An 18,109-nucleotide genomic window follows, 5' to 3' on the forward strand; every position below is an offset into this window, starting at 1 on the left:
CGGAGCCGCCCCATGCACCTCGACCACTTCCACGACGGACCCGCCGCCGTCTCCGCCGACGCCCGCCGCCCCGACGGCACCCGCCGCGCCCTGCGCATCGGGCTGGGCGGCCCCGTGGGCTCCGGCAAGACGGCGACCGTCGCCGCGCTCTGCCGCGCCCTGCGCGACCGGATCTCCATCGCCGTCGTCACCAACGACATCTACACCCGCGAGGACGCGGAGTTCCTGCTCCGCAACGCCGTCCTGCCCCCCGAGCGGATCCAGGCGGTGGAGACCGGGGCCTGCCCCCACACCGCGATCCGGGACGACATCTCCGCCAACCTCGAAGCGGTCGAGGAACTGGAGGACTCCGTCGGACCGCTCGACCTGATCCTGGTCGAGTCGGGCGGCGACAACCTCACCGCGACCTTCTCCAAGGGCCTCGTCGACGCCCAGATCTTCGTCATCGACGTGGCCGGCGGCGACGACATCCCGCGCAAGGGCGGCCCCGGCGTCACCACCGCCGACCTGCTCGTCGTCAACAAGACCGACCTCGCCCCCTACGTCGGCTCCGACCTGGAACGGATGGCGCGGGACGCCGAGGAGCAGCGCGGCGACCTGCCCGTCGCCTTCACCTCGCTCACCGGCGCGCAGGGCGTCGCCCCGGTGGCCGACTGGGTTCGCGAGCGCCTCGCCGCCTGGTCCGCATGAGCCTGCGCGCCACCGCCCGGATCGTCGCCGAAGCCGGCGGCGCCCTGCCGCTGCTGGAGAGCGACGGGCCGCTCGCCCTCCGCCGCACCCGCGGCGCGGGCCCGTACACCCACGTCACCGTCGTCGGCGCCATGAGCGCGCCGCTCGGTGGTGACCGGCTCGCCATCGAGGCGGACGTCCGCCCCGGGGCGCGGCTGCGGGTCGACTCGGCCGCCGCCACGATCGCCCTGCCCGGCCGCACCGCCGAGCCCGCGACCTACGACGTCCGGCTCACCGTCGGCGCCGACGCCGACCTGCGCTGGCTCCCCGAACCGCTCGTCTCCGCCCGCGGCTCCGACCTGCGGATGCGGACGACCGTCGAACTCGCCCCCGACGCACGGCTGGTGCTGCGCGAGGAACAGATCCTCGGCCGCCACGGGGAGGAGCCCGGCACGCTCACCACCCGGCTGACCGTACGCCGTGCGGGACGGCCGCTGCTCGACCAGGAGCTTCGCCACGGACCGGGCGCACCGGACGGCTGGGACGGCGGAGCGGTCCTGGGCGGCCATCGTGCCGCTGGACAACTTCTTTTCGTGGCGCCGCAGTTCGAGGACAAGCCGGTGGAGACGAGGCTGCTCGGCGAGCACGCCGTCCTCACCCCGCTCGCCGGACCCGCGGCGCTCGTCACCGCCGTGGCCCCCGACGCGCTCCGGCTGCGCCGCGTCCTCGACGAGGCCCTCCAGGCGCTGGCCCCCTCCTGAGTTCTCCGCTCAGCGGTACTCCGATGTCCGGTTATTGGTTCGGCAAAGAAACACGTGTACGCCCTTTTGTTGTGAGCGGGTCAGACGAAAGGATCCACCGGACAGACTGACCGACTTTCACGGCGCCGCGACGGGGGCGGCGCCGACAGAGGGGGAGAACCACGTGAGACGCGCTCGTGTGCTCGGCTCGGCCGGCACTCTGATAGCGGGCACGCTGATGGCGACCACGCTGGCGGCACCGGCCGCCACCGCCCACAGCCGCGACCACCGTCCGGACCCGGAGGCGCGCGGCGCCGCCGTCGCCGCCGACCGGGCCGCGAAGCAGGGCATCGACTGGAAGGACTGTCCGGCCGACTGGGGCCTGGAGAAGCCGATCCAGTGCGGCTGGGTCACCGTCCCGGTCGACTACGCGAAGCCGAACGGCAAGCAGATCAAGCTCGCCGTCGACCGCATCGCCGCCACCGGAACGGCCGCGGAGCGCCAGGGCGCGCTCCTGTACAACCCGGGCGGCCCCGGCGGTTCCGGACTGCGCTTCCCGCGCCGGGTCACCACCAAGAACGCGATCTGGGCGAACGCCGCGAAGGCCTACGACTTCGTGGGCTTCGACCCGCGAGGCGTCGGCAAGTCGGCGCCCATCTCCTGCGTCGACCCGACCGAGTTCGTCAAGGGCCCCAAGGCCGACCCGGTCCCCGACAGCGAGGCCGACAAGCGAGCCCAGCGCAAGCTGGCCGCCGAGTACGCCGCCGGCTGCGCGGAGAAGAGCGGCGACATGCTGCCGCACATGACCACGCCCAACACCGCCCGCGACCTCGACGTCATCCGGGCCGCGCTCGGCGAGAAGAAGCTCAACTTCGTCGGCGTCTCCTACGGCACCTACCTCGGCGCGGTCTACGGCACCCTCTTCCCGACCCACGTCCGCCGCATGGTGCTGGACAGCGTCGTGAACCCCTCGACGCGCAAGATCTGGTACGAGGTCAACCTCGACCAGGACATCGCCTTCGAGGGCCGGCTCAAGGACTGGATGACCTGGGTCGCCCAGCACGACGCCACCTACCACCTGGGCGACACCTACGCCGAGGTCCGGCAGCAGTGGGACGTCCTGCGTGCGGCCGCGAAGAAGAACCCGCTGGGCGGCAAGGTCGGACCCGCCGAGCTCGTCGGCTTCTTCCAGAACGCCCCGTACTACGACTCGATGTGGGCCCCGGTCGCCGAGGCGTGGAGCGCCTACGCCGCCGGTGACCCGCAGCCGCTGATCGACTCCGCGGCCGCGGACCTCACCGACACGGCCGGCAACGCCGCCTCGGAGAACAGCAACGCGGTCTACACCGCCGTCGAGTGCGCCGACGCGCCGTGGCCGACCAGCTGGAAGAAGTGGGACCGGGACAACACCCGGCTCCACGAGCAGTACCCGTTCATGACCTGGGCCAACGCCTGGATGAACCTGCCCTGCGCCACCTGGTCCGCGCCGCGCCAGCGGCCGACCGAGGTCCGCACCGGCAAGGGCCTTCCGCCGGTGCTCATCGCCCAGTCCGAGCGGGACGCGGCCACGCCGTACGCCGGCGCCGTCGAACTGCACAAGCGGTTCAAGGGATCGCGTCTGATCACGGAGAAGGACGCCGGCTCGCACGGCATCACCAACCTGGTCAACCCCTGCCTCAACACCAAGGTCGAGGCGTACCTGCTGACCGGGCAGTTGGACCGCAAGGACGTGACGTGCGCGCCGCACGCCACGCCGCAGCCGTAGTCACCGGGTGACACAGTGAGAAGCGAGGGGCGGCCGTCGTGCGACGGCCGCCCCTTCGCGCTCGCCGCAGGGGCACCGGCCGCCGCGCCCGGGCCGAACGGGCCGGCCCGGCTCCCGGGCCCGTCAGCGCTTCCGGCGCGGGAACCGACGGGGTGCCCCGGGCTTCGCCGCCTCGGCCTCCTTGACCCGGGCCGCGTACTCGTCGACGTACTCCTGCCCGGACAGGGCCAGGATCTCGTACATGATCTCGTCCGTGACGGCGCGGATCGCCGCCTTCTCGCCCTCCATGCCCGCGAAGCGCGAGAAGTCCAGCGGAGCACCGAAGCGGATCGTGACCCGCTTGAGCTTCGGCACGACCTTGCCGGGCGGCTGGATCTCGAAGGTCCCGACCATGGCGCACGGGACCACCGGAACCCCCGCCGTGATCGCCATGACCGCGACACCGACCTTCCCCTTGTAGAGCCGCCCGTCGTGCGAACGCGTGCCCTCGGGATAGATGCCCAGCAGTTCGTCCTTCGCGAGCACGCCGAGCCCCTCCCGGATGGCGGCCTGACCGGCCTCCTTGCCGGAGCGGTCGACCGGGATCTGCCCGGCGCTGCGGAAGAACGCGGCCGTCAGCCGGCCCTTGAGACCCGGGCCCGTGAAGTACTCCTGCTTGGCGAGGAACGTGATGCGCCGCCTGAGGACGACCGGCATCAGGAAGTGGTCGGAGAACGACAGGTGATTGCCGGCCACGATCGCCGCCCCGTCGTCCGGAACGTGCTCCAGACCCTCGATGCGCGGGCGGAAGGCCAGCCTCAGCAATGGCCCGAGCAGGACGTACTTGAGCACGTAGTAGAACACCGGCTGCCCCCGTTCACTTGTGAGGAATCCTTTGTAACCACTCGCGCACCCGTGGTCCACTGGTGGGGGAGACAAGGACCGATGGCAGCCGCGCGCCGACGCTCACGGCCCGGCGCAGCCGTCACCGCGCTGCTGTGCGCGCTGATGACCGCCGGGCTGTACGGGTGCGCCGACTCCGGGACCCCCACACCCGCGCCGACCTCGGCCCCGGCCACGCCCACCACCCCGGTCGCCCCCACCACACCCCAGGCGTCCGGCCGCTCACCCCTCACCGGTCTGCCCGCCCGGCCGGCGCCCGTCCTCGCCGTCAAGATCGACAACGTCGGCCCGGCCCGGCCCCACACCGGCCTCGGCGCAGCCGACCTGGTCTACGTCGAGCAGGTCGAGGCCGGCCAGACCAGGCTCCTGGCCGTCTTCTCCTCCCGGCTGCCCGACCGCACGGGCCCCGTCCGCAGCGCCCGGGAGTCCGACATCGAACTGCTCGCCCAGTTCGGCCACCCGGCGCTGGCCTACTCCGGCTCCCAGACGGCACTGAAGCCGCTCCTCGAGGCCGCCCCCCTGGAGGCGCTGCCGCAGGAGGACGCCCCACGGGCCTTCGTGCGCAGCTCCGCCCGCCCCGCGCCCCACAACCTCTACCTGCTGCCCGGCCGCGCGCTCGCGGCCGCACCGCAGGCGAGCCCGGCCCAGGACATCGGCTTCCGCTTCGGCCCGGCGCCGGACCCCGGCACCCCGGTGCGTGAACGGACCGTCCGCTTCCCCGCGGCCCGCTACACCTTCACCTGGTCCGGTGCGGAGAAGGCCTGGCGGGTGGCGATGGACGGCCGGCCCGCGCGGACCACGGACGGCGGCCCGCTGAAGCCGGCGACGGTCGTGGTGCAGTACGTCGACATCCACCCGTCGCGGTTCCACGACTTCCTCGGGAGCGTCTCCCCGTACACCGAGACCGTCGGGTCGGGAAACGCGGTCGTGCTGCGCGACGGACGCGCTCACGACGCCCGCTGGAACCGCCCCACGGGCACGGCGGGCACCACCTTCACCACCCCGACCGGGGCGGCCATGACCTTCGCCCCCGGCCAGGTCTGGGTGGTCCTCGCCCCGCGCGGATGACGGGGTCAGGGCTGCGGCCCGGGCCGCCCCGGACCCCGGCCGGGCCCGGCCGGCACGCTGCTGTCGGCGGCGGCCATCCCGATCGTGATCACACCCAGCACCACCCAGCCGAACCACAGCCAGCCGCTGCTCCCCAGTGCCACCGTGTACGCGGTCGTCAGCACCAGGGCCGCGACAGTGATCACGCTCATCGCCTTCGTGGGACCGGACATGGGTCCTCCTCGTGACGGGGCCGTCCAGCCCATCGTGACCCCGCGGGAGGGGTGCGCGCTACTCCCCGGACGCCCCCGGCGTGCGCCGGTGCCCCCCGGACGCCGTGAGAACGCCGGGTCCCGTCCCGGCCGCCGCCGCGGACGCGGGAGGACCGGCCCGCGCAGGGCCTACTGTCCGCGGGCCCGGAGCGAGGCGAGGTACGCGTTGTACGCCTCCAGCTCCTTGTCCCCGTCGCGGTCCGCGGCCCGGTCCTTGCGCACGGCCTGCCGCTGCTCGGAGTGGTACCACTGGTAGACCAGGGCGATCAGGACCAGCACCGACGGGATCTCGCTGAACGCCCAGGCGATGCCGCCCGCCGCGTTCTGGTCCGCGAGCGCGTCGATCCCGAGCGAGGCCGGCGGGTTCTCGTACGACCTGACCATCGGCTGGGTCGCCATCATCAGGGCGATGCCGAAGAAGGCGTGGAACGGCATGCCCGCGAAGAGCTCCAGCATCCGCATGACGTAGCCGGGGCGGTGCGGCCCCGGGTCGACGCCCATGATCGGCCAGAAGAAGACCAGACCGACGGCGAGGAAGTGCACCATCATCGCGATGTGCCCGATCTTCGAGCCCATCAGCGTGTCGAAGATCGGGGTGAAGTAGAAGCCGTAGAGGCTCGCGATGAACAGCGGGATCGTGAACGCCGGATGCGTGACGACCCGCATGTAGCGGCTGTGCAGCAGCATCAGCAGCCATTCGCGCGGACCCTTCGTGCCGCGCGCCGCGACCGGCAGGGCGCGCAGGGCCAGGGTCACCGGCGCACCGAGCAGCAGCAGGATCGGCGAGAGCATGGAGACGACCATGTGCTGCACCATGTGCACGCTGAACATGACCATGCCGTAGTCGTTCAGCTTGGTGCACATCACCAGGGCCACGCTCAGCACGCCGGTCACGAAGAAGACGGTCCGGCTCACCGGCCAGGCGTCGCCGCGGGCCCGCAGCCGCGCCACGCCCCAGCCGTACAGGGCGAGCGCCACGAGGCACCCGACCAGGAAGAAGGGGTCCGCCGAGAACTCCAGTCCCCGCCCCAGCGTGAACGGCGGCAGATCCGTGGTCATGCCGTGCCCGCTGTGATCCATCTGCGTACTCCTGGAGCCCGATTCGCGCTTGTTGTCCGCACCAGACTAGAACCGCCCCCGTTCGCGGATGCGACCGGGGGCGGTTCGGGGTCTACGCGGCGCGGGTCAGAGCACGCACTCGGCCTCGGCGTACCGCTCCGCCGGAACCGTCTTCAGGGTCTCGACGGCCTGGGCCAGCGGCACCATCACGATGTCCGTGCCGCGCAGCGCGGTCAGCATGCCGAACTCCCTGCGGTGCGCCGCCTCCACCGCGTGCCAGCCGAAGCGGGTGGCGAGGACGCGGTCGTACGCGGTCGGCGTGCCGCCGCGCTGGACGTGGCCGAGGATGACCGGGCGGGCCTCCTTGCCGAGGCGGCGCTCCAGCTCGACGGACAGCTGGTTGGCGACACCCGTGAAGCGCTCGTGGCCGTAGACGTCCTTGGCGCCGACGTCGAAGTTCATCGAGCCCTCGCGCGGCTTGGCGCCCTCGGCGACGACCACGATCGCGAAGCGCTTGCCGGCCTCGAAGCGCTCGCCGACGCGGGCGGTCAGCTCGTCGATGTCGAAGGGGCGCTCCGGGACGACGATGGCGTGGGCACCGGCCGCCATGCCGGAGTGCAGGGCGATCCAGCCGGTGTGCCGGCCCATGACCTCGACGATCAGGACGCGCTGGTGGGACTCGGCGGTCGTCTTGAGCCGGTCGAGAGCCTCGGTCGCCACGCCGACGGCGGTGTCGAAGCCGAAGGTGACGTCGGTCGACGCGATGTCGTTGTCGATGGTCTTCGGGACGCCGACGATCGGCAGCCCGGCCTCGGAGAGCAGGTTGGCCGCCTTCAGCGTGCCCTCGCCGCCGATCGGGATGATCGCGTCCAGACCGAGATCGGCGACGTGGCCGCGGGCGCGCTCCACGCCGTCGACCAGGTGGGCCGGCTGGACCCGGGAGGAGCCGAGGATGGTGCCGCCACGAGCGAGTATGCCGCCGACCGCGTCGAGATCGAGCTTGCGGTAGTCGCACTCGAGGAGGCCCCTCCACCCGTCGTGGAAGCCGATGACCTCGTCGCCGTGGTCGACGACGGCGCGGTGCACGACGGAACGGATGACGGCGTTCAGACCGGGGCAGTCGCCGCCGGAGGTGAGCACACCAATGCGCATAGCCCGAAATACCTTTGCAACGTGGGCCGACTCCCGGACCACGTCGTCCGGTTGGATCCCCGCCACCCTATCGGTGCTGGGAGGCGGGGCCGAACCCGATGTCCGCAGATTGGACACCGTATTTCCTTACGAATCCAATGGGCGTAAGGGTGCTCAGACGTGCAGTCCGCGGGACGGTCAGGCGGGCTGCGTCGCCGCCGCGATCCGCTCGGCGCGCAGCGCCTCGTACCACCGGTCGTCGGTCGGCGGCAGCGCGTTCACGTCGAGGGCCAGCTTCAGGAGCAGGTCCGCGATCTGCGGGTTGCGCGCCATCACGGGACCGTGCATGTACGTGCCGAACACCGTGTCGTTGTAGGCGCCTTCGGTGCCGTCGCCGGTGCCGTTGCCCTTGCCCAGGACCGTGCGGGCGAACGGGCGGGCCGTCGGTCCGAGGTGGGTGATGCCCTGGTGGTTCTCGAAGCCGGTGAGCTGGGGGAGGCCGAGCCGCGGGTCGATGTCCGCCAGGACGTCGCCGACGCACCGCTCGCCCTCGCCGCGGGTGGAGATCACGTCGATCAGGCCCAGACCGGCCTCGCGCTCGCCGAGGTCGTTGATGAACTCGTGACCCAGGATCTGGTAGCCGGCGCAGACCGAGAAGATGATCGCGCCGTTGGACGCGGCCCGGGACAGGCCGCCGTCGCGGCGCAGCCGCTCGGCCGCGAGCCGCTGCGGCCGGTCCTCGCCGCCGCCGATCAGGTAGATGTCGCCGGAGGTCGGCACCGGCTGGTCGCTGCGGACGTCGACGCGCTGGACGTCCAGGCCGCGCTGGCGGGCGCGGCGCTCGACGACGAGGGCGTTGCCCTGGTCGCCGTAGGTGCTGAGCAGGTCCGGGTAGACCCAGACCAGGCGCAGGCTGCTGTCACTCATGCTGCAAGTCCTCTACGGGTCAGTTGCCGACGCGGCGGCGGACGTCCTGGAAGGCGGTGTAGTTGGCGATCAGCTCGATCTGCCCGGGCGGGGACAGGCGGACGGCCTCGTCGATCGAGTCGCACACCCGGAACTCCACGCCCGCGACCTCCAGGCGGACCGCCAGGTCGAGCTTGCGGTCGCCGATGACCATGATCGGGTGCCCGGCCAGGCGCCCGTAGTCCACGTCCCACAGCCAGGAGGTGTCCGTGCCGTCGGCGCCGCGCGCGTTGACGGAGAGGATCACCGGGGTCGGCGGCTGGTCGATGAGGGAAAACGTTTCGAGCCAGCCCGCCGGGTTCTTGGCGAGGAGCAGACGCAGCTCGCGGCCCTGGAAGGTGACGACGTCGTAGCGGCCGGCCACGGCCTGCACCTGGTACATCCGCTCCAGGGCCACCTGCGGCGGCACCCCGAACACCGCGGCGACGGCGGCGGACGTCGCGGCGTTGGCCTTGTTGGCGCGGCCGGGCAGCTGGAGGTGGATCGGCCAGGCGGAACCGTGCGGGTCCAGCACGTGGTCGCCGTTGAGCGCCCAGCTCGGGGCCGGTCGGCGGAAACCGCACTCGCCGCAGAACCAGTCGTCGCCCGGGCGCTGCATGACACCGCCGCAGGACGGGCACGACCAGGCGTCGTCCTTCCACTCCTGACCGGCGGCGACCCACACCACGTTCGGGGAGGAGGAGGCGGCCCACACGATCAGCGGGTCGTCGGCGTTGGCGATGACCACGGCCTTCGTGCCGGAGAGACCCTCGCGCCACTTCTCGGCGAGCATGCGGGTCTCGGCGGCGCGGTCCAGCTGGTCGCGGGAGAGGTTGAGCAGCGCGATCGCCTTGGGCGTCGTGTCCCGGGCGACTCCGGCGAGGTACTTCTCGTCGACCTCGATCACGCCGTACTTGGCGTCCGAGCCGCCGGCCAGCGCCGAGGTGATGCCCGCGGGCATGTTGGCGCCCAGCGCGTTGGAGACGACGGGGCCACTGGCGCGCAGCGCCTCGGCGATCAGCCGGGTCGTGGTGGTCTTGCCGTTGGTCGCGGACACCAGGACGACGTCCAGATGCTGTGCGAGCCGACCCAGCAGGTCCGGGTCGAGCTTCAGCGCCACCTTGCCGCCGATCACCGATCCGCTGCCGCGTCCCGCTGCTCGCGACACCGCGGCCGCGGCCTTGCCCGCCGTCACGGCCAGCTTGGCGCGCGGCGACAGCGGCTCTGGATTACCGGGGTGTCCTGACATCTTCCTTGTTCCTCCTTGCGTCGGTCCGGGCTCAGCCTATCGAGATCAGGCCAGGGCCCTGAACAGCGGCACCGTTCCGACCCCGGCGAAAACAGTGAGGTCACGGCGGACCGTACCCTTGCGCCCATGCGAAACCGGCCGATCCCCGGCAGTTCCGGCCTTGTCCGAGCCATGACCATGCTCGGCGACCCGGTGCTGCACACTCCCTGCGAACCCGTCACCGACTTCGGCCCGGAGCTCTCCCGGCTCGTCGAGGACATGTTCGCCACGATGTACGCCGCGAACGGCGTCGGCCTGGCGGCGAACCAGGTCGGGGTGGGACTGCGGGTCTTCGTCTACGACTGCCCGGACGACGACGACGTGCGGCACCTGGGGCATCTGGTCAACCCGCGCCTGGTGGAGGCGGACGGCGGCGAGTACCGCGGCCCGGAGGGCTGCCTGTCCCTGCCGGGCCTGGAAGCGCCCACTCCGCGCTTCGACCGGGCGGTCGTCGAGGGGTTCCGGACGGACGGCACCCCGGTCCGCGTCGAGGGCACCGGATTCTTCGCCCGCTGTCTCCAGCACGAGTGCGACCACCTGGACGGCGGCGTCTACGCGGACCGCGTCACGGGGTGGCGCAGGTCACGCCTGCTGCGGGCCATCCGCAAGGAGCCGTGGGGCGCCGACACGGGCGCGTGGGGGACGGGGGCCTGAGAGCCGGCGCCGCCGGGGCGGCGGGGCTCGTCCGGGCCCCGGGGGCCGTGCGCCGGGTCGGGAGGTCCGGCCGGTCGGGTGGGTCCGGCCGCCGGGCGCGACGGGTCCGGGTGCCACGAGGTGTGGTCGCGCCGGCCCGTGGGCCCGGGAAGTCGGCGGGTCAGAAGGCCTGGCCGCCGACGCGGTCGCCCGCCTCCGCCAGCCGGCCCCACAGCAGGTCGGCGAGGCTGCGTACCAGCTCGGCTCGCGAGCAGGGGCGCTCGCCGAGCCACCAGTCGCCGGCCGCGTGCATCATCCCGACGATGCCGTGGCCCCAGATCCTGGCCTGGGCGTCGCCGCCGGGACCCAGGTCGATCCGCTCGGCGATGACCTGGCCGAGCTCCTCGCCCATCCGCCGCAGCAGCGGGGCCGAGTGCCGTCCGACGTCGAAGCCCTGCTCGGCCTGCTGCGTCTCCTCCGCCGGGTGCATCAGGAAGCGGTAGACCTGGGGCATGGCCTCGATCGAGGCGAGGTACGTGTCGAGCGTCGCCTCGACTCTCCGGCGCCGGTCGGCCGGGGCGTCGAGCGCCGCACGCAGCGCGGCGAGCAGGGCGTCCGTGTGCCGGGTGCCCAGGGCCCGGTACAGCCCGCCCTTGTCGCCGAAGTGCCGGTAGAGGATCGGCTTGGTGATGCCGGCCTCCGCCGCGATCGCGTTCATCGAGGCGCGGGGACCGTCCCGGAGCACCACGCGGTCGGCCGCCTCCAGCAGTTCGCGGCGCCGCTGATCGGCAGGCTTCTGCTGGTCGGTGGTCCGGTGTGTGGTCTCCATAGCGTGTCTCCCCGCCCGTGCGATTCCGTGAGGCTGTCGCAACGTAACACCCGAGCGGCACCCGGTGCCGGTCACCCCGAACCGCTCCGCCGCAGGTTGACAGGGCCTACTCACCGGTAACAGACTAGTGTTACCGCAGGTAATGCAATGCTGGGAGGGAACATGGCCGAGTTCACGCTCGAACTCAACGACGACCAGAAGCAGGTCCGTGACTGGTTGCACGGATTCGCCGAGGACGTGATGCGCCCCGCCGCCGCCGAGTGGGACGAGCGTGAGGAGACTCCCTGGCCGATCATCCAGGAAGCCGCCAAGATCGGCATCTACTCCCTCGATTTCTATGCCCAGCAGTTCTTCGACCCGACCGGCCTCGGCATCCCGATGGCGATGGAGGAGCTCTTCTGGGGCGACGCCGGCATCGCCCTCTCGATCGTCGGCACCGGTCTGGCCGCCGTAGGCGTCCTCGCCAACGGCACCGAGGAGCAGATCGGCACCTGGATCCCGCAGATGTACGGCGACGTGAACGACGTCAAGGTCGCCGCCTTCTGCTCCTCCGAGCCCGACGCCGGTTCCGACGTCGCCTCCATGCGCACCCGGGCCGTCTACGACGAGGCCAAGGACGAGTGGGTCCTCAACGGCACCAAGACCTGGGCGACCAACGGCGGCATCGCCAACGTCCACGTCGTCGTCGCGGTCGTCGACCCCGAGCTCGGCTCCAAGGGCCACGCCTCCTTCATCGTGCCGCCGAACACCCCCGGTCTCTCCCAGGGCCAGAAGTTCCAGAAGCACGGCATCCGCGCCTCGCACACCGCCGAGGTCGTCCTGGAGGACGTCCGGATCCCCGGCCACTGCCTCCTCGGCGGCAAGGAGAAGCTCGACGAACGTCTCGCCCGCGCCCACGAGAAGGCGAAGGCGGGCGGCGGCGAGCGCGTGAAGAACGCCGCCATGGCCACCTTCGAGGCATCCCGCCCCGCGGTCGGCGCGATGGCCGTCGGCACCGCCCGTGCCGCGTACGACTACGCGCTCGAATACGCCAAGACGCGCGAGCAGTTCGGCCGTCCGATCATCGACAACCAGGGCATCGCCTTCCAGCTCGCCGACATGCGCACCCAGATCGACGCGGCGCGCCTGCTCGTCTGGCGCGCCTCGTGGATGGCGACGGCGGGCAAGCCCTTCACCTCGGCCGAGGGCTCCATGTCCAAGCTGTTCGCCAGCGAGACGGCCAAGAAGGTCACCGGCCAGGCCATCCAGATCCTCGGCGGCAACGGCTTCACCCGCGAGTACCCGGTGGAGCGCATGCACCGCGACGCGGCGATCTACACGATCTTCGAGGGCACCAGCGAGATCCAGCGCCTGGTGATCGCCCGCACCCTCTCGGGCATGCCCATCCGCTGACCGCCCGCAGACACCGACGGCTCCGCCCCGGAGGAGGGTGCGGAGCCGTCGGCACGTGTACCGGGTCCTGCCGGTCAGCCGTCCGCCCGTACGGGGCCCGGCCCGGCCCCGTACGCCGTGGACCGCGGCGGGTCTCCGGCCGGCGCGTGCCCCGTCCCGTCGCCGCCGAACAGCCGGACCCCGCCGTAGACGAGGAGCGCGACCACCGCCACCAGCACCACGGCCAGCAGCGCGCGCCCGCCCGGGCCCCACGGCCCGCCGAACCCCACCCGGCCCGTCCCGAGCCGGCTCCCGGTGCGCGCCGCACGCCCCGGCGGTCCCGTCGCCGGTTCCGACAGGAGCAGGGTCAGCGCGCGGTGGAACTCCGCGTCCGCCTCGGCCTCCTCGCGGAGGACGGCCGTGGCCTCCGCACGGGCCTCCGGGGACGCCGGGCCGGTCTCCAGGCCCGCCAGGGCCCGCCGGCCCCGCTCCGACGCCAGCAGGCGGGTGCGCACGACGGGGACGAGGGCGGCGCACCCCCGCTCCCCGAGGCCGGCCGTCGCCCCCGTCACCACCGCCGCCAGCACGCCGACGGCCGCCGCGGCCAGCTCGCCCGCCTCCATCGCACCCCCCGTGCCCGGGAAACCAGGAGTCCAAGGCTTCCCACGCGGCCGCAGGAAGACACCCTTCCGCCGGGGGGTGACTCGTCGGCGCGGGCCCCGCGGGCGTCAGACGATGCAGAACTCGTTGCCCTCGGGGTCCTGCAGCACCACCGCGTAGTAGTCCATGCCGTCCGGCTCGTCCATCGTGTACAGGATCGAGGCACCGAGCGCGGTCAGCCGCGCCACCTCGCCGTCGACCCGCTCGCGCCGGACCGCCAGCGGCACCTCGCGCCCGCCGCCGACCTTCAGGTCGAGGTGGAGGCGGTTCTTGACCGTCTTCGGCTCCGGGACGTGCTGGAACCAGACCCGCGGCCCGATCCCCTTCGGGTCCACGATCGACTCCGGCAGCTCGCCGACCCCCTCCGGCAGCTCCTCCTCGGGCACGCCGGTGGCCGCCCAGTACTCCCGCCAGGTCGCGTGTCCCTCCGGCGCCGGCTGGGGGATGTAGCGCAGGGCGGCCGCCCAGAACGGCACCAGCTTCCGGGGCTCGGCGCAGTCGATGGTCAGTTGCAGGGTCATCTCGATCGGCTCCATGGTCCGAGCCTCCCAGACGCCTCTGACAATCACGCCAACCGGCCTGATCCGGTCGGGTGTTCGCGTGAACCTACCCGTGGGTCACCGGGTGCGGCACAATCGCCGGGACGGTGACGAACGAGGGGGAAACCGTACGCATGGCCACCACCAGCACCGAAGTACCCGGCCCCGCAGGGACGCCCCTGCTCGGCTCGATGCACGACCTGAAGCAGGACTCGCTCGGCACCTTCCTGCGCTCCCGGAGCGAGCACGGTGACGTCGTCCGCTTCACCGCGGGCCCTCCCGGACTGCGCGCCGTCGTGTACGGCGTCTTCTCCGCCGCCGGGGCCCAGCAGGTCCTGGCCACCGAGTCGGCCAACTTCCGCAAGGACAACGCCTTCTACCAGGAGGTCCGCGAGTCCTTCGGCAACGGTCTGCTGACCAGCCAGGACGAGGACTACCTGCGGCAGCGCCGGCTCGTGCAGCCGCTCTTCACCCGCCGGCGCGTCGACGGCTACGCCGATGCCGTGGCCGTCGAGGTCGCCGCGGTCCTCGCCTCCTGGCGCGACTCCGGCAGGACCTCCGTCGACGTCCTGGACGAGATGACCGTACTGGCGCTGCGGGCGGTCGCCCGCATCCTCTTCGGCACGGACGTCGCCGAGGCCGTCGAGGTGGTGGAGCGCTGCTTCCCCGCCCTCGGCGACTACGTCCTGCGCCGCGGCTACTCACCCCTGAAGCTCCCCCGGAACTGGCCGACCCCCGGCAACCGCCGGGCCGCCGCCGTCCACGAGGAGCTCTACGCGGTCTGCGACCGGATCATCGCCGAGCGCCGCGCCTCCGGCACGGACCCCGGCGCCCAGGACCTGCTGACCCTCCTGGCCGAGGCCGAGAGCGCCGAGGACGGCAGCTTCGACGCCTCCGAGCTGCGCGAACAGGTCCTGGTCTTCCTCCTCGCCGGCCACGAGACGACGGCCACCTCGCTGGGCTTCGCCCTCCACCTCCTCGGCCGCCACCCCGAGGAGCAGAAGCGGGCCCAGGAGGAGGTCGACCGCGTCCTGGCCGGCCGTACCCCGACCGCCGCCGACCTCGACGCCCTGCCCTATCTGACCCAGGTGCTCAAGGAGGCGATGCGGCTCTTCCCGGCCGCGCCGGTCATCGGCCGCCGCGCCGTCGAGTTCACGGTGATCGACGGCCACACGATCCCGGCCGGTGCCGACGTGATCGTCGCCCCGTGGGTCACCCACCGCCACCCCGACCACTGGCCGGACCCCGAGCGCTTCGACCCGGACCGCTTCACGCCGGAGGCCGAGGCCGACCGCCCCCGCTACGCCTGGTTCCCGTTCGGCGGCGGCCCGCGCGCGTGCATCGGTCAGCACTTCTCGATGCTGGAATCGGTGATCGCGCTGGCGATGATCCTGCAGGAGTACGGCTTCGAGGCGATCGACACCGAGGTACCGCTCAGCTCCGCGATCACCCTGCGGGCCGAGGGCCCGGCCCGCTGCACCCTGGTTCCCCGGAGCAGCTGAACCCGGTCGGTCCCCCCGTGCCGGACGGTCACCGTCCGGCACGGGGACACCCCGGCGTTCGGATCAGTCGCGCGTCGCGACGACCACGGTCGCGTACAGCTCCTCCGAGCGCACCACCCGCGGGGTCAGACCGCGGTCGGCCACCACGGCCACCGCCCGGTCCGCCTGCCGCTCGCTCGTCTCCACGAGCAGATGCCCGCCGGGCGCGAGCCAGTGCGCGGCCGCCGCCGCCACGCGCCGCAGCACCGCGAGCCCGTCCGCGCCGCCGTCCAGCGCCACCAGAGGCTCGTGCTCGCGCGCCTCGGGCGGCAGCAGGGCGACCTCCTCGCTGGGCACGTACGGCACGTTGGCCACCAGGACCTCGACCCGGCCGCGCAAGGAGTCCGGCAGGGGCGCGAACAGGTCGCCCTCGTGGACCCGGCCACCGCGCGGCTCGACGTTCCGGCGCGCGCAGCGCACGGCCGCCGGTTCGATGTCCGAGGCGTGCACCTCGGCGCCCTCCACGGTGGAGAGGAGGACCGCGCCCGCCGCGCCGGAGCCGCAGCACAGGTCGACACAGACGGCGCCCGGACCGGCCAGACCCACGGCTTGGGACACGAGGAACTCGGTGCGGCGCCGGGGCACGAAGACCCCCGGGTCCACGGCGATCCGCAGACCGGAGAACTCCGCCCAGCCGACGACGTGCTCCAGGGGCAGGCCGTCCGCGCGCCGCCGGAGCATGGTGTCGAGTTCGGCGGAGCTGCCCGCCGCGGAGAAGAGCAGCTCCGCCTCGTCCTCGGCGAACACGCAGCCGGCGGCGCGCAGTCGGGAGACGGTGGCGGAGCGAAGGGAGAGAGAAGGATCGAGCGACATGGAAACCTTCCGGGAAGCCGATGGGGCGCTCCCGTGGTCACCTCTGTCGGGCGGACCACACGGTCGTCGAGGGGAAGCACCCTGCCTGCATGGCGTTGATGGGTCCCACCTCCTCGGTCGATCACTGCTGGAACCGCACACATTACATGATCGACATCGCCGTCCCGTGCGGACCGCCCGACGGGTCTCGTCTCAGACCGCGAGCTGCGCCTCGATCGCGGCGACGACCTCGGGCGCCTCGGGCTCGGTGCGCGGGCGGAAGCGCGTGACCTCACCGTCGCGGCCGATCAGGAACTTCTCGAAGTTCCACTGGATGTCCCCGGACTCGCACTCGGAGTCCGCCGTCTTCGTCAGCTCCGTGTAGAGGGGGTGGCGGCCGTCACCGTTCACGTCGGTCTTCTCCAGCAGGGGGAAGGACACGCCGTAGGTCGCGGAACAGAAGGTCTGGATCTCGTCGGCGCTGCCCGGCTCCTGGCCCGCGAACTGGTTGCAGGGCACACCCAGCACCGTGAAGCCGCGCTCCCCGTACTCCTTCTGCAGCCGCTCCAGGCCGGCGTACTGCGGGGTCAGACCGCACTTGGACGCCACGTTCACGACCAGGACGGCCTGGTCGCGGTAGTCGCTCAGCGAGATCGGGTCGCCGGTCAGGGTGCGCAGCGGAATGTCGTACAGGCTCATGGACTGCTCCTCGTGAGAACGGGGTCGGGCATAGGGTTGGATCCCCACATGGGTGATGAACCGCTGGCGATCGCGATCGATTCCGCACCGGACGAGGAGTCCCGGCGGATCCGGTGCCGCCTGTGCGGCCGTGCGCTGACCGGGACGGAGTCCCGCCGCACGGGGCTGGGCCCGTCCTGCGACGCCAAGCTGCATCCACCGGGCCCGGACATCCGCACCCGCCGCCACGAGGTCGAGCAGGACCCGCTGCCCGGCACCTGAGGGAACGGACGGGGCGACGCGCCACGGCGCCCCCGCGATCGTCCCCCCGCCGGCCTCACAGCTTCCGGAACAGCCCCTCCTGCACCACCGACACCAGCAGCCTGCCCTCGCGGTCGTAGATCCGGCCGCGGGCCAGCCCCCGGCCGCCCGTCGCGATCGGCGACTCCTGGTCGTAGAGGAACCACTCGTCCGCCCGGAAGGGACGGTGGAACCACATCGCGTGGTCCAGCGACGCCATGTCGAAGCCGCGCGGCCCCCACAGCGGCTCGACGGGGATCCGGACCGCGTCCAGCAGCGTCATGTCCGAGGCGTACGTCAGCGCGCAGGTGTGCACCAGCGGGTCGTCGCCCAGCGGGCCGACCGCCCGCATCCAGACCGCGCTGCGCGGGTCCGCACCCTTGACCTCGTCCTTCGTCCAGCGCAGCCGGTCGACGTAGCGGATGTCGAAGGGCTGGCGCCGGGCCATCCGCTCCAGCGCCTCCGGCAACGCGCCCAGATGGTCGCGGATCTCGTCCGCGACCTTCGGCAGGGTCTCCGGATCGGGCACGTGCCGCGGCGGCAGCTGGTGCTCCAGCCCCGACTCCTCCGGCCGGTGGAAGGAGGCCGTCAGGTTGAAGATCGTGCGGCCCTGCTGGATCGCGGTGACCCGCCGGGTGGTGAACGAGCGCCCGTCCCGCACCCGCTCGACCTGGTAGACGATCGGCACCCCCGGCCGTCCGGGGCGCAGGAAGTAGGCGTGCAGCGAGTGCACCGGCCGGTCGCCCTCGGTCGTCCGGCCGGCCGCCACCAGGGCCTGCCCGGCGACCTGGCCGCCGAAGACCCGTTGCAGCGACTCCTGCGGGCTCAGGCCGCGGAAGATGTTCGCCTCGATCTGCTCCAGATCCAGCAGGTCGACGAGCCTCTCGGCGGGGTTGGTCACGGCTGCGCTCCTTCGATACCGGCGGGTGGGTTCCAGGGTGTCCTGCCGATCGTGCCGTGCTCGACCG

The 18,109-nt window shown here is 72.5% G+C and carries 20 protein-coding genes; 8 read left to right on the forward strand and 12 right to left on the reverse strand.

Going from position 1 to position 18,109, the window contains the following annotated elements; genetic code table 11:
- The first annotated feature begins 12 nt into the window (after positions 1 to 12).
- The 3 genes from ureG (at position 13) to ACGFZF_RS25140 (ending at position 3,174) form a co-directional block, all read left to right on the forward strand.
- A complete protein-coding gene (gene ureG / locus ACGFZF_RS25130) occupies positions 13 to 690 on the forward strand; it encodes an urease accessory protein UreG (RefSeq protein ID WP_393557522.1) in 678 nt (225 codons plus the stop codon).
- The gene (locus ACGFZF_RS25135; RefSeq protein ID WP_393557524.1) at positions 687 to 1,430 is read left to right on the forward strand and encodes an urease accessory protein UreD; all 744 of its coding nucleotides are present in this window, start codon (positions 687 to 689) and stop codon (positions 1,428 to 1,430) included. The genes ureG and ACGFZF_RS25135 overlap by 4 nt, the downstream gene beginning before the upstream one ends.
- Positions 1,431 to 1,593: 163 nt before the next feature.
- Positions 1,594 to 3,174, forward strand: coding sequence for an alpha/beta hydrolase (locus ACGFZF_RS25140; protein WP_393557526.1), 1,581 nt, complete (start codon positions 1,594 to 1,596; stop codon positions 3,172 to 3,174).
- A 123-nt stretch (positions 3,175 to 3,297) separates the two neighbouring features.
- Here the strand turns inward: ACGFZF_RS25140 and ACGFZF_RS25145 are convergent, their stop codons facing one another.
- Entirely contained in the window at positions 3,298 to 4,017 is a 720-nt protein-coding gene (locus ACGFZF_RS25145) for a lysophospholipid acyltransferase family protein (RefSeq protein WP_393557528.1), read from the reverse strand.
- Positions 4,018 to 4,098: 81 nt separating this feature from the next.
- Here ACGFZF_RS25145 and ACGFZF_RS25150 point away from each other — a divergent pair, with 81 nt between their 5' ends.
- Positions 4,099 to 5,124, forward strand: a complete 1,026-nt coding sequence (locus ACGFZF_RS25150; protein WP_393557530.1) for a DUF3048 domain-containing protein — start codon at positions 4,099 to 4,101, stop codon at positions 5,122 to 5,124.
- 5 nt (positions 5,125 to 5,129) lie between these two features.
- On the opposite strand, the gene ACGFZF_RS25155 is transcribed toward ACGFZF_RS25150, so the two are convergent.
- The 5 genes from ACGFZF_RS25155 to ACGFZF_RS25175 all read right to left on the reverse strand — a co-directional run bounded on the left by ACGFZF_RS25155 (position 5,130) and on the right by ACGFZF_RS25175 (position 9,759).
- Positions 5,130 to 5,336, reverse strand: a complete 207-nt coding sequence (locus ACGFZF_RS25155) for a hypothetical protein (protein ID WP_147976907.1) — start codon at positions 5,334 to 5,336, stop codon at positions 5,130 to 5,132.
- Positions 5,337 to 5,504: 168 nt separating this feature from the next.
- On the reverse strand, positions 5,505 to 6,455 hold the full coding sequence (locus ACGFZF_RS25160; protein ID WP_393557532.1) for a cytochrome c oxidase assembly protein: 951 nt from the start codon (positions 6,453 to 6,455) through the stop codon (positions 5,505 to 5,507).
- Positions 6,456 to 6,560: 105 nt separating this feature from the next.
- Positions 6,561 to 7,586 (reverse strand): 6-phosphofructokinase, encoded by a 1,026-nt coding sequence (locus ACGFZF_RS25165; protein ID WP_356602404.1) that lies wholly within the window; start codon positions 7,584 to 7,586, stop codon positions 6,561 to 6,563.
- A 177-nt stretch (positions 7,587 to 7,763) separates the two neighbouring features.
- Positions 7,764 to 8,492, reverse strand: a complete 729-nt coding sequence (locus tag ACGFZF_RS25170; RefSeq protein WP_147976904.1) for a type 1 glutamine amidotransferase — start codon at positions 8,490 to 8,492, stop codon at positions 7,764 to 7,766.
- Between the two features lie 19 nt (positions 8,493 to 8,511).
- On the reverse strand, positions 8,512 to 9,759 hold the full coding sequence (locus ACGFZF_RS25175) for a MurT ligase domain-containing protein (RefSeq protein ID WP_147976903.1): 1,248 nt from the start codon (positions 9,757 to 9,759) through the stop codon (positions 8,512 to 8,514).
- 126 nt (positions 9,760 to 9,885) lie between these two features.
- On the opposite strand from ACGFZF_RS25175, the gene def reads away from it, so the two are divergent.
- Positions 9,886 to 10,452, forward strand: coding sequence for a peptide deformylase (gene def, locus ACGFZF_RS25180; protein ID WP_393557534.1), 567 nt, complete (start codon positions 9,886 to 9,888; stop codon positions 10,450 to 10,452).
- A gap of 160 nt (positions 10,453 to 10,612) precedes the next feature.
- Here the strand turns inward: def and ACGFZF_RS25185 are convergent, their stop codons facing one another.
- The gene (locus tag ACGFZF_RS25185) at positions 10,613 to 11,260 is read right to left on the reverse strand and encodes a TetR family transcriptional regulator (RefSeq protein WP_393557536.1); all 648 of its coding nucleotides are present in this window, start codon (positions 11,258 to 11,260) and stop codon (positions 10,613 to 10,615) included.
- 162 nt (positions 11,261 to 11,422) lie between these two features.
- On the opposite strand from ACGFZF_RS25185, the gene ACGFZF_RS25190 reads away from it, so the two are divergent.
- Entirely contained in the window at positions 11,423 to 12,652 is a 1,230-nt protein-coding gene (locus tag ACGFZF_RS25190; RefSeq protein WP_393557538.1) for an acyl-CoA dehydrogenase family protein, read from the forward strand.
- Between the two features lie 74 nt (positions 12,653 to 12,726).
- On the opposite strand, the gene ACGFZF_RS25195 is transcribed toward ACGFZF_RS25190, so the two are convergent.
- Together ACGFZF_RS25195 and ACGFZF_RS25200 are read right to left on the reverse strand one after the other, a co-directional pair.
- Positions 12,727 to 13,254 carry a hypothetical protein gene (locus ACGFZF_RS25195; protein ID WP_393557540.1) on the reverse strand — a complete coding sequence of 176 codons (528 nt, stop codon included), beginning with the start codon at positions 13,252 to 13,254 and terminating at the stop codon, positions 12,727 to 12,729.
- A gap of 105 nt (positions 13,255 to 13,359) precedes the next feature.
- The gene (locus ACGFZF_RS25200; RefSeq protein ID WP_393557542.1) at positions 13,360 to 13,827 is read right to left on the reverse strand and encodes a VOC family protein; all 468 of its coding nucleotides are present in this window, start codon (positions 13,825 to 13,827) and stop codon (positions 13,360 to 13,362) included.
- A 137-nt stretch (positions 13,828 to 13,964) separates the two neighbouring features.
- Between ACGFZF_RS25200 and ACGFZF_RS25205 the strand changes: the two genes are divergently transcribed.
- Positions 13,965 to 15,332, forward strand: a complete 1,368-nt coding sequence (locus tag ACGFZF_RS25205; RefSeq protein ID WP_393557544.1) for a cytochrome P450 — start codon at positions 13,965 to 13,967, stop codon at positions 15,330 to 15,332.
- A 63-nt stretch (positions 15,333 to 15,395) separates the two neighbouring features.
- On the opposite strand, the gene ACGFZF_RS25210 is transcribed toward ACGFZF_RS25205, so the two are convergent.
- Positions 15,396 to 16,184, reverse strand: a complete 789-nt coding sequence (locus ACGFZF_RS25210) for a putative protein N(5)-glutamine methyltransferase (protein ID WP_393557546.1) — start codon at positions 16,182 to 16,184, stop codon at positions 15,396 to 15,398.
- 192 nt (positions 16,185 to 16,376) lie between these two features.
- Positions 16,377 to 16,862 (reverse strand): glutathione peroxidase, encoded by a 486-nt coding sequence (locus ACGFZF_RS25215; protein WP_393557548.1) that lies wholly within the window; start codon positions 16,860 to 16,862, stop codon positions 16,377 to 16,379.
- A gap of 48 nt (positions 16,863 to 16,910) precedes the next feature.
- On the opposite strand from ACGFZF_RS25215, the gene ACGFZF_RS25220 reads away from it, so the two are divergent.
- A complete protein-coding gene (locus tag ACGFZF_RS25220) occupies positions 16,911 to 17,123 on the forward strand; it encodes a DUF6011 domain-containing protein (RefSeq protein WP_393557550.1) in 213 nt (70 codons plus the stop codon).
- Between the two features lie 55 nt (positions 17,124 to 17,178).
- Here the strand turns inward: ACGFZF_RS25220 and ACGFZF_RS25225 are convergent, their stop codons facing one another.
- Positions 17,179 to 18,042: an acyl-CoA thioesterase gene (locus ACGFZF_RS25225; protein ID WP_393557552.1), complete on the reverse strand. Its 864-nt coding sequence runs from the start codon at positions 18,040 to 18,042 to the stop codon at positions 17,179 to 17,181.
- Positions 18,043 to 18,109: the final 67 nt, after the last annotated feature.

Source organism: Streptomyces sp. NPDC048338, from assembly GCF_043201055.1.
Taxonomy (GTDB): Bacteria; Actinomycetota; Actinomycetes; order Streptomycetales; family Streptomycetaceae; genus Streptomyces.

Coding starts and splice junctions, on each gene's coding strand:
- ureG (WP_393557522.1), top strand. CDS start 13: ATGCACCTCGACCACTTCCACGACGGACCCGCCGCCGTCTCCGCCGAC.
- ACGFZF_RS25135 (WP_393557524.1), top strand. CDS start 687: ATGAGCCTGCGCGCCACCGCCCGGATCGTCGCCGAAGCCGGCGGCGCC.
- ACGFZF_RS25150 (WP_393557530.1), top strand. CDS start 4,099: ATGGCAGCCGCGCGCCGACGCTCACGGCCCGGCGCAGCCGTCACCGCG.
- ACGFZF_RS25155 (WP_147976907.1), bottom strand. CDS start 5,336: ATGTCCGGTCCCACGAAGGCGATGAGCGTGATCACTGTCGCGGCCCTG.
- ACGFZF_RS25160 (WP_393557532.1), bottom strand. CDS start 6,455: ATGGATCACAGCGGGCACGGCATGACCACGGATCTGCCGCCGTTCACG.
- ACGFZF_RS25165 (WP_356602404.1), bottom strand. CDS start 7,586: ATGCGCATTGGTGTGCTCACCTCCGGCGGCGACTGCCCCGGTCTGAAC.
- ACGFZF_RS25170 (WP_147976904.1), bottom strand. CDS start 8,492: ATGAGTGACAGCAGCCTGCGCCTGGTCTGGGTCTACCCGGACCTGCTC.
- ACGFZF_RS25175 (WP_147976903.1), bottom strand. CDS start 9,759: ATGTCAGGACACCCCGGTAATCCAGAGCCGCTGTCGCCGCGCGCCAAG.
- def (WP_393557534.1), top strand. CDS start 9,886: ATGCGAAACCGGCCGATCCCCGGCAGTTCCGGCCTTGTCCGAGCCATG.
- ACGFZF_RS25185 (WP_393557536.1), bottom strand. CDS start 11,260: ATGGAGACCACACACCGGACCACCGACCAGCAGAAGCCTGCCGATCAG.
- ACGFZF_RS25190 (WP_393557538.1), top strand. CDS start 11,423: ATGGCCGAGTTCACGCTCGAACTCAACGACGACCAGAAGCAGGTCCGT.
- ACGFZF_RS25195 (WP_393557540.1), bottom strand. CDS start 13,254: ATGGAGGCGGGCGAGCTGGCCGCGGCGGCCGTCGGCGTGCTGGCGGCG.
- ACGFZF_RS25200 (WP_393557542.1), bottom strand. CDS start 13,827: ATGGAGCCGATCGAGATGACCCTGCAACTGACCATCGACTGCGCCGAG.
- ACGFZF_RS25205 (WP_393557544.1), top strand. CDS start 13,965: ATGGCCACCACCAGCACCGAAGTACCCGGCCCCGCAGGGACGCCCCTG.
- ACGFZF_RS25210 (WP_393557546.1), bottom strand. CDS start 16,184: ATGTCGCTCGATCCTTCTCTCTCCCTTCGCTCCGCCACCGTCTCCCGA.
- ACGFZF_RS25215 (WP_393557548.1), bottom strand. CDS start 16,862: ATGAGCCTGTACGACATTCCGCTGCGCACCCTGACCGGCGACCCGATC.
- ACGFZF_RS25220 (WP_393557550.1), top strand. CDS start 16,911: ATGGGTGATGAACCGCTGGCGATCGCGATCGATTCCGCACCGGACGAG.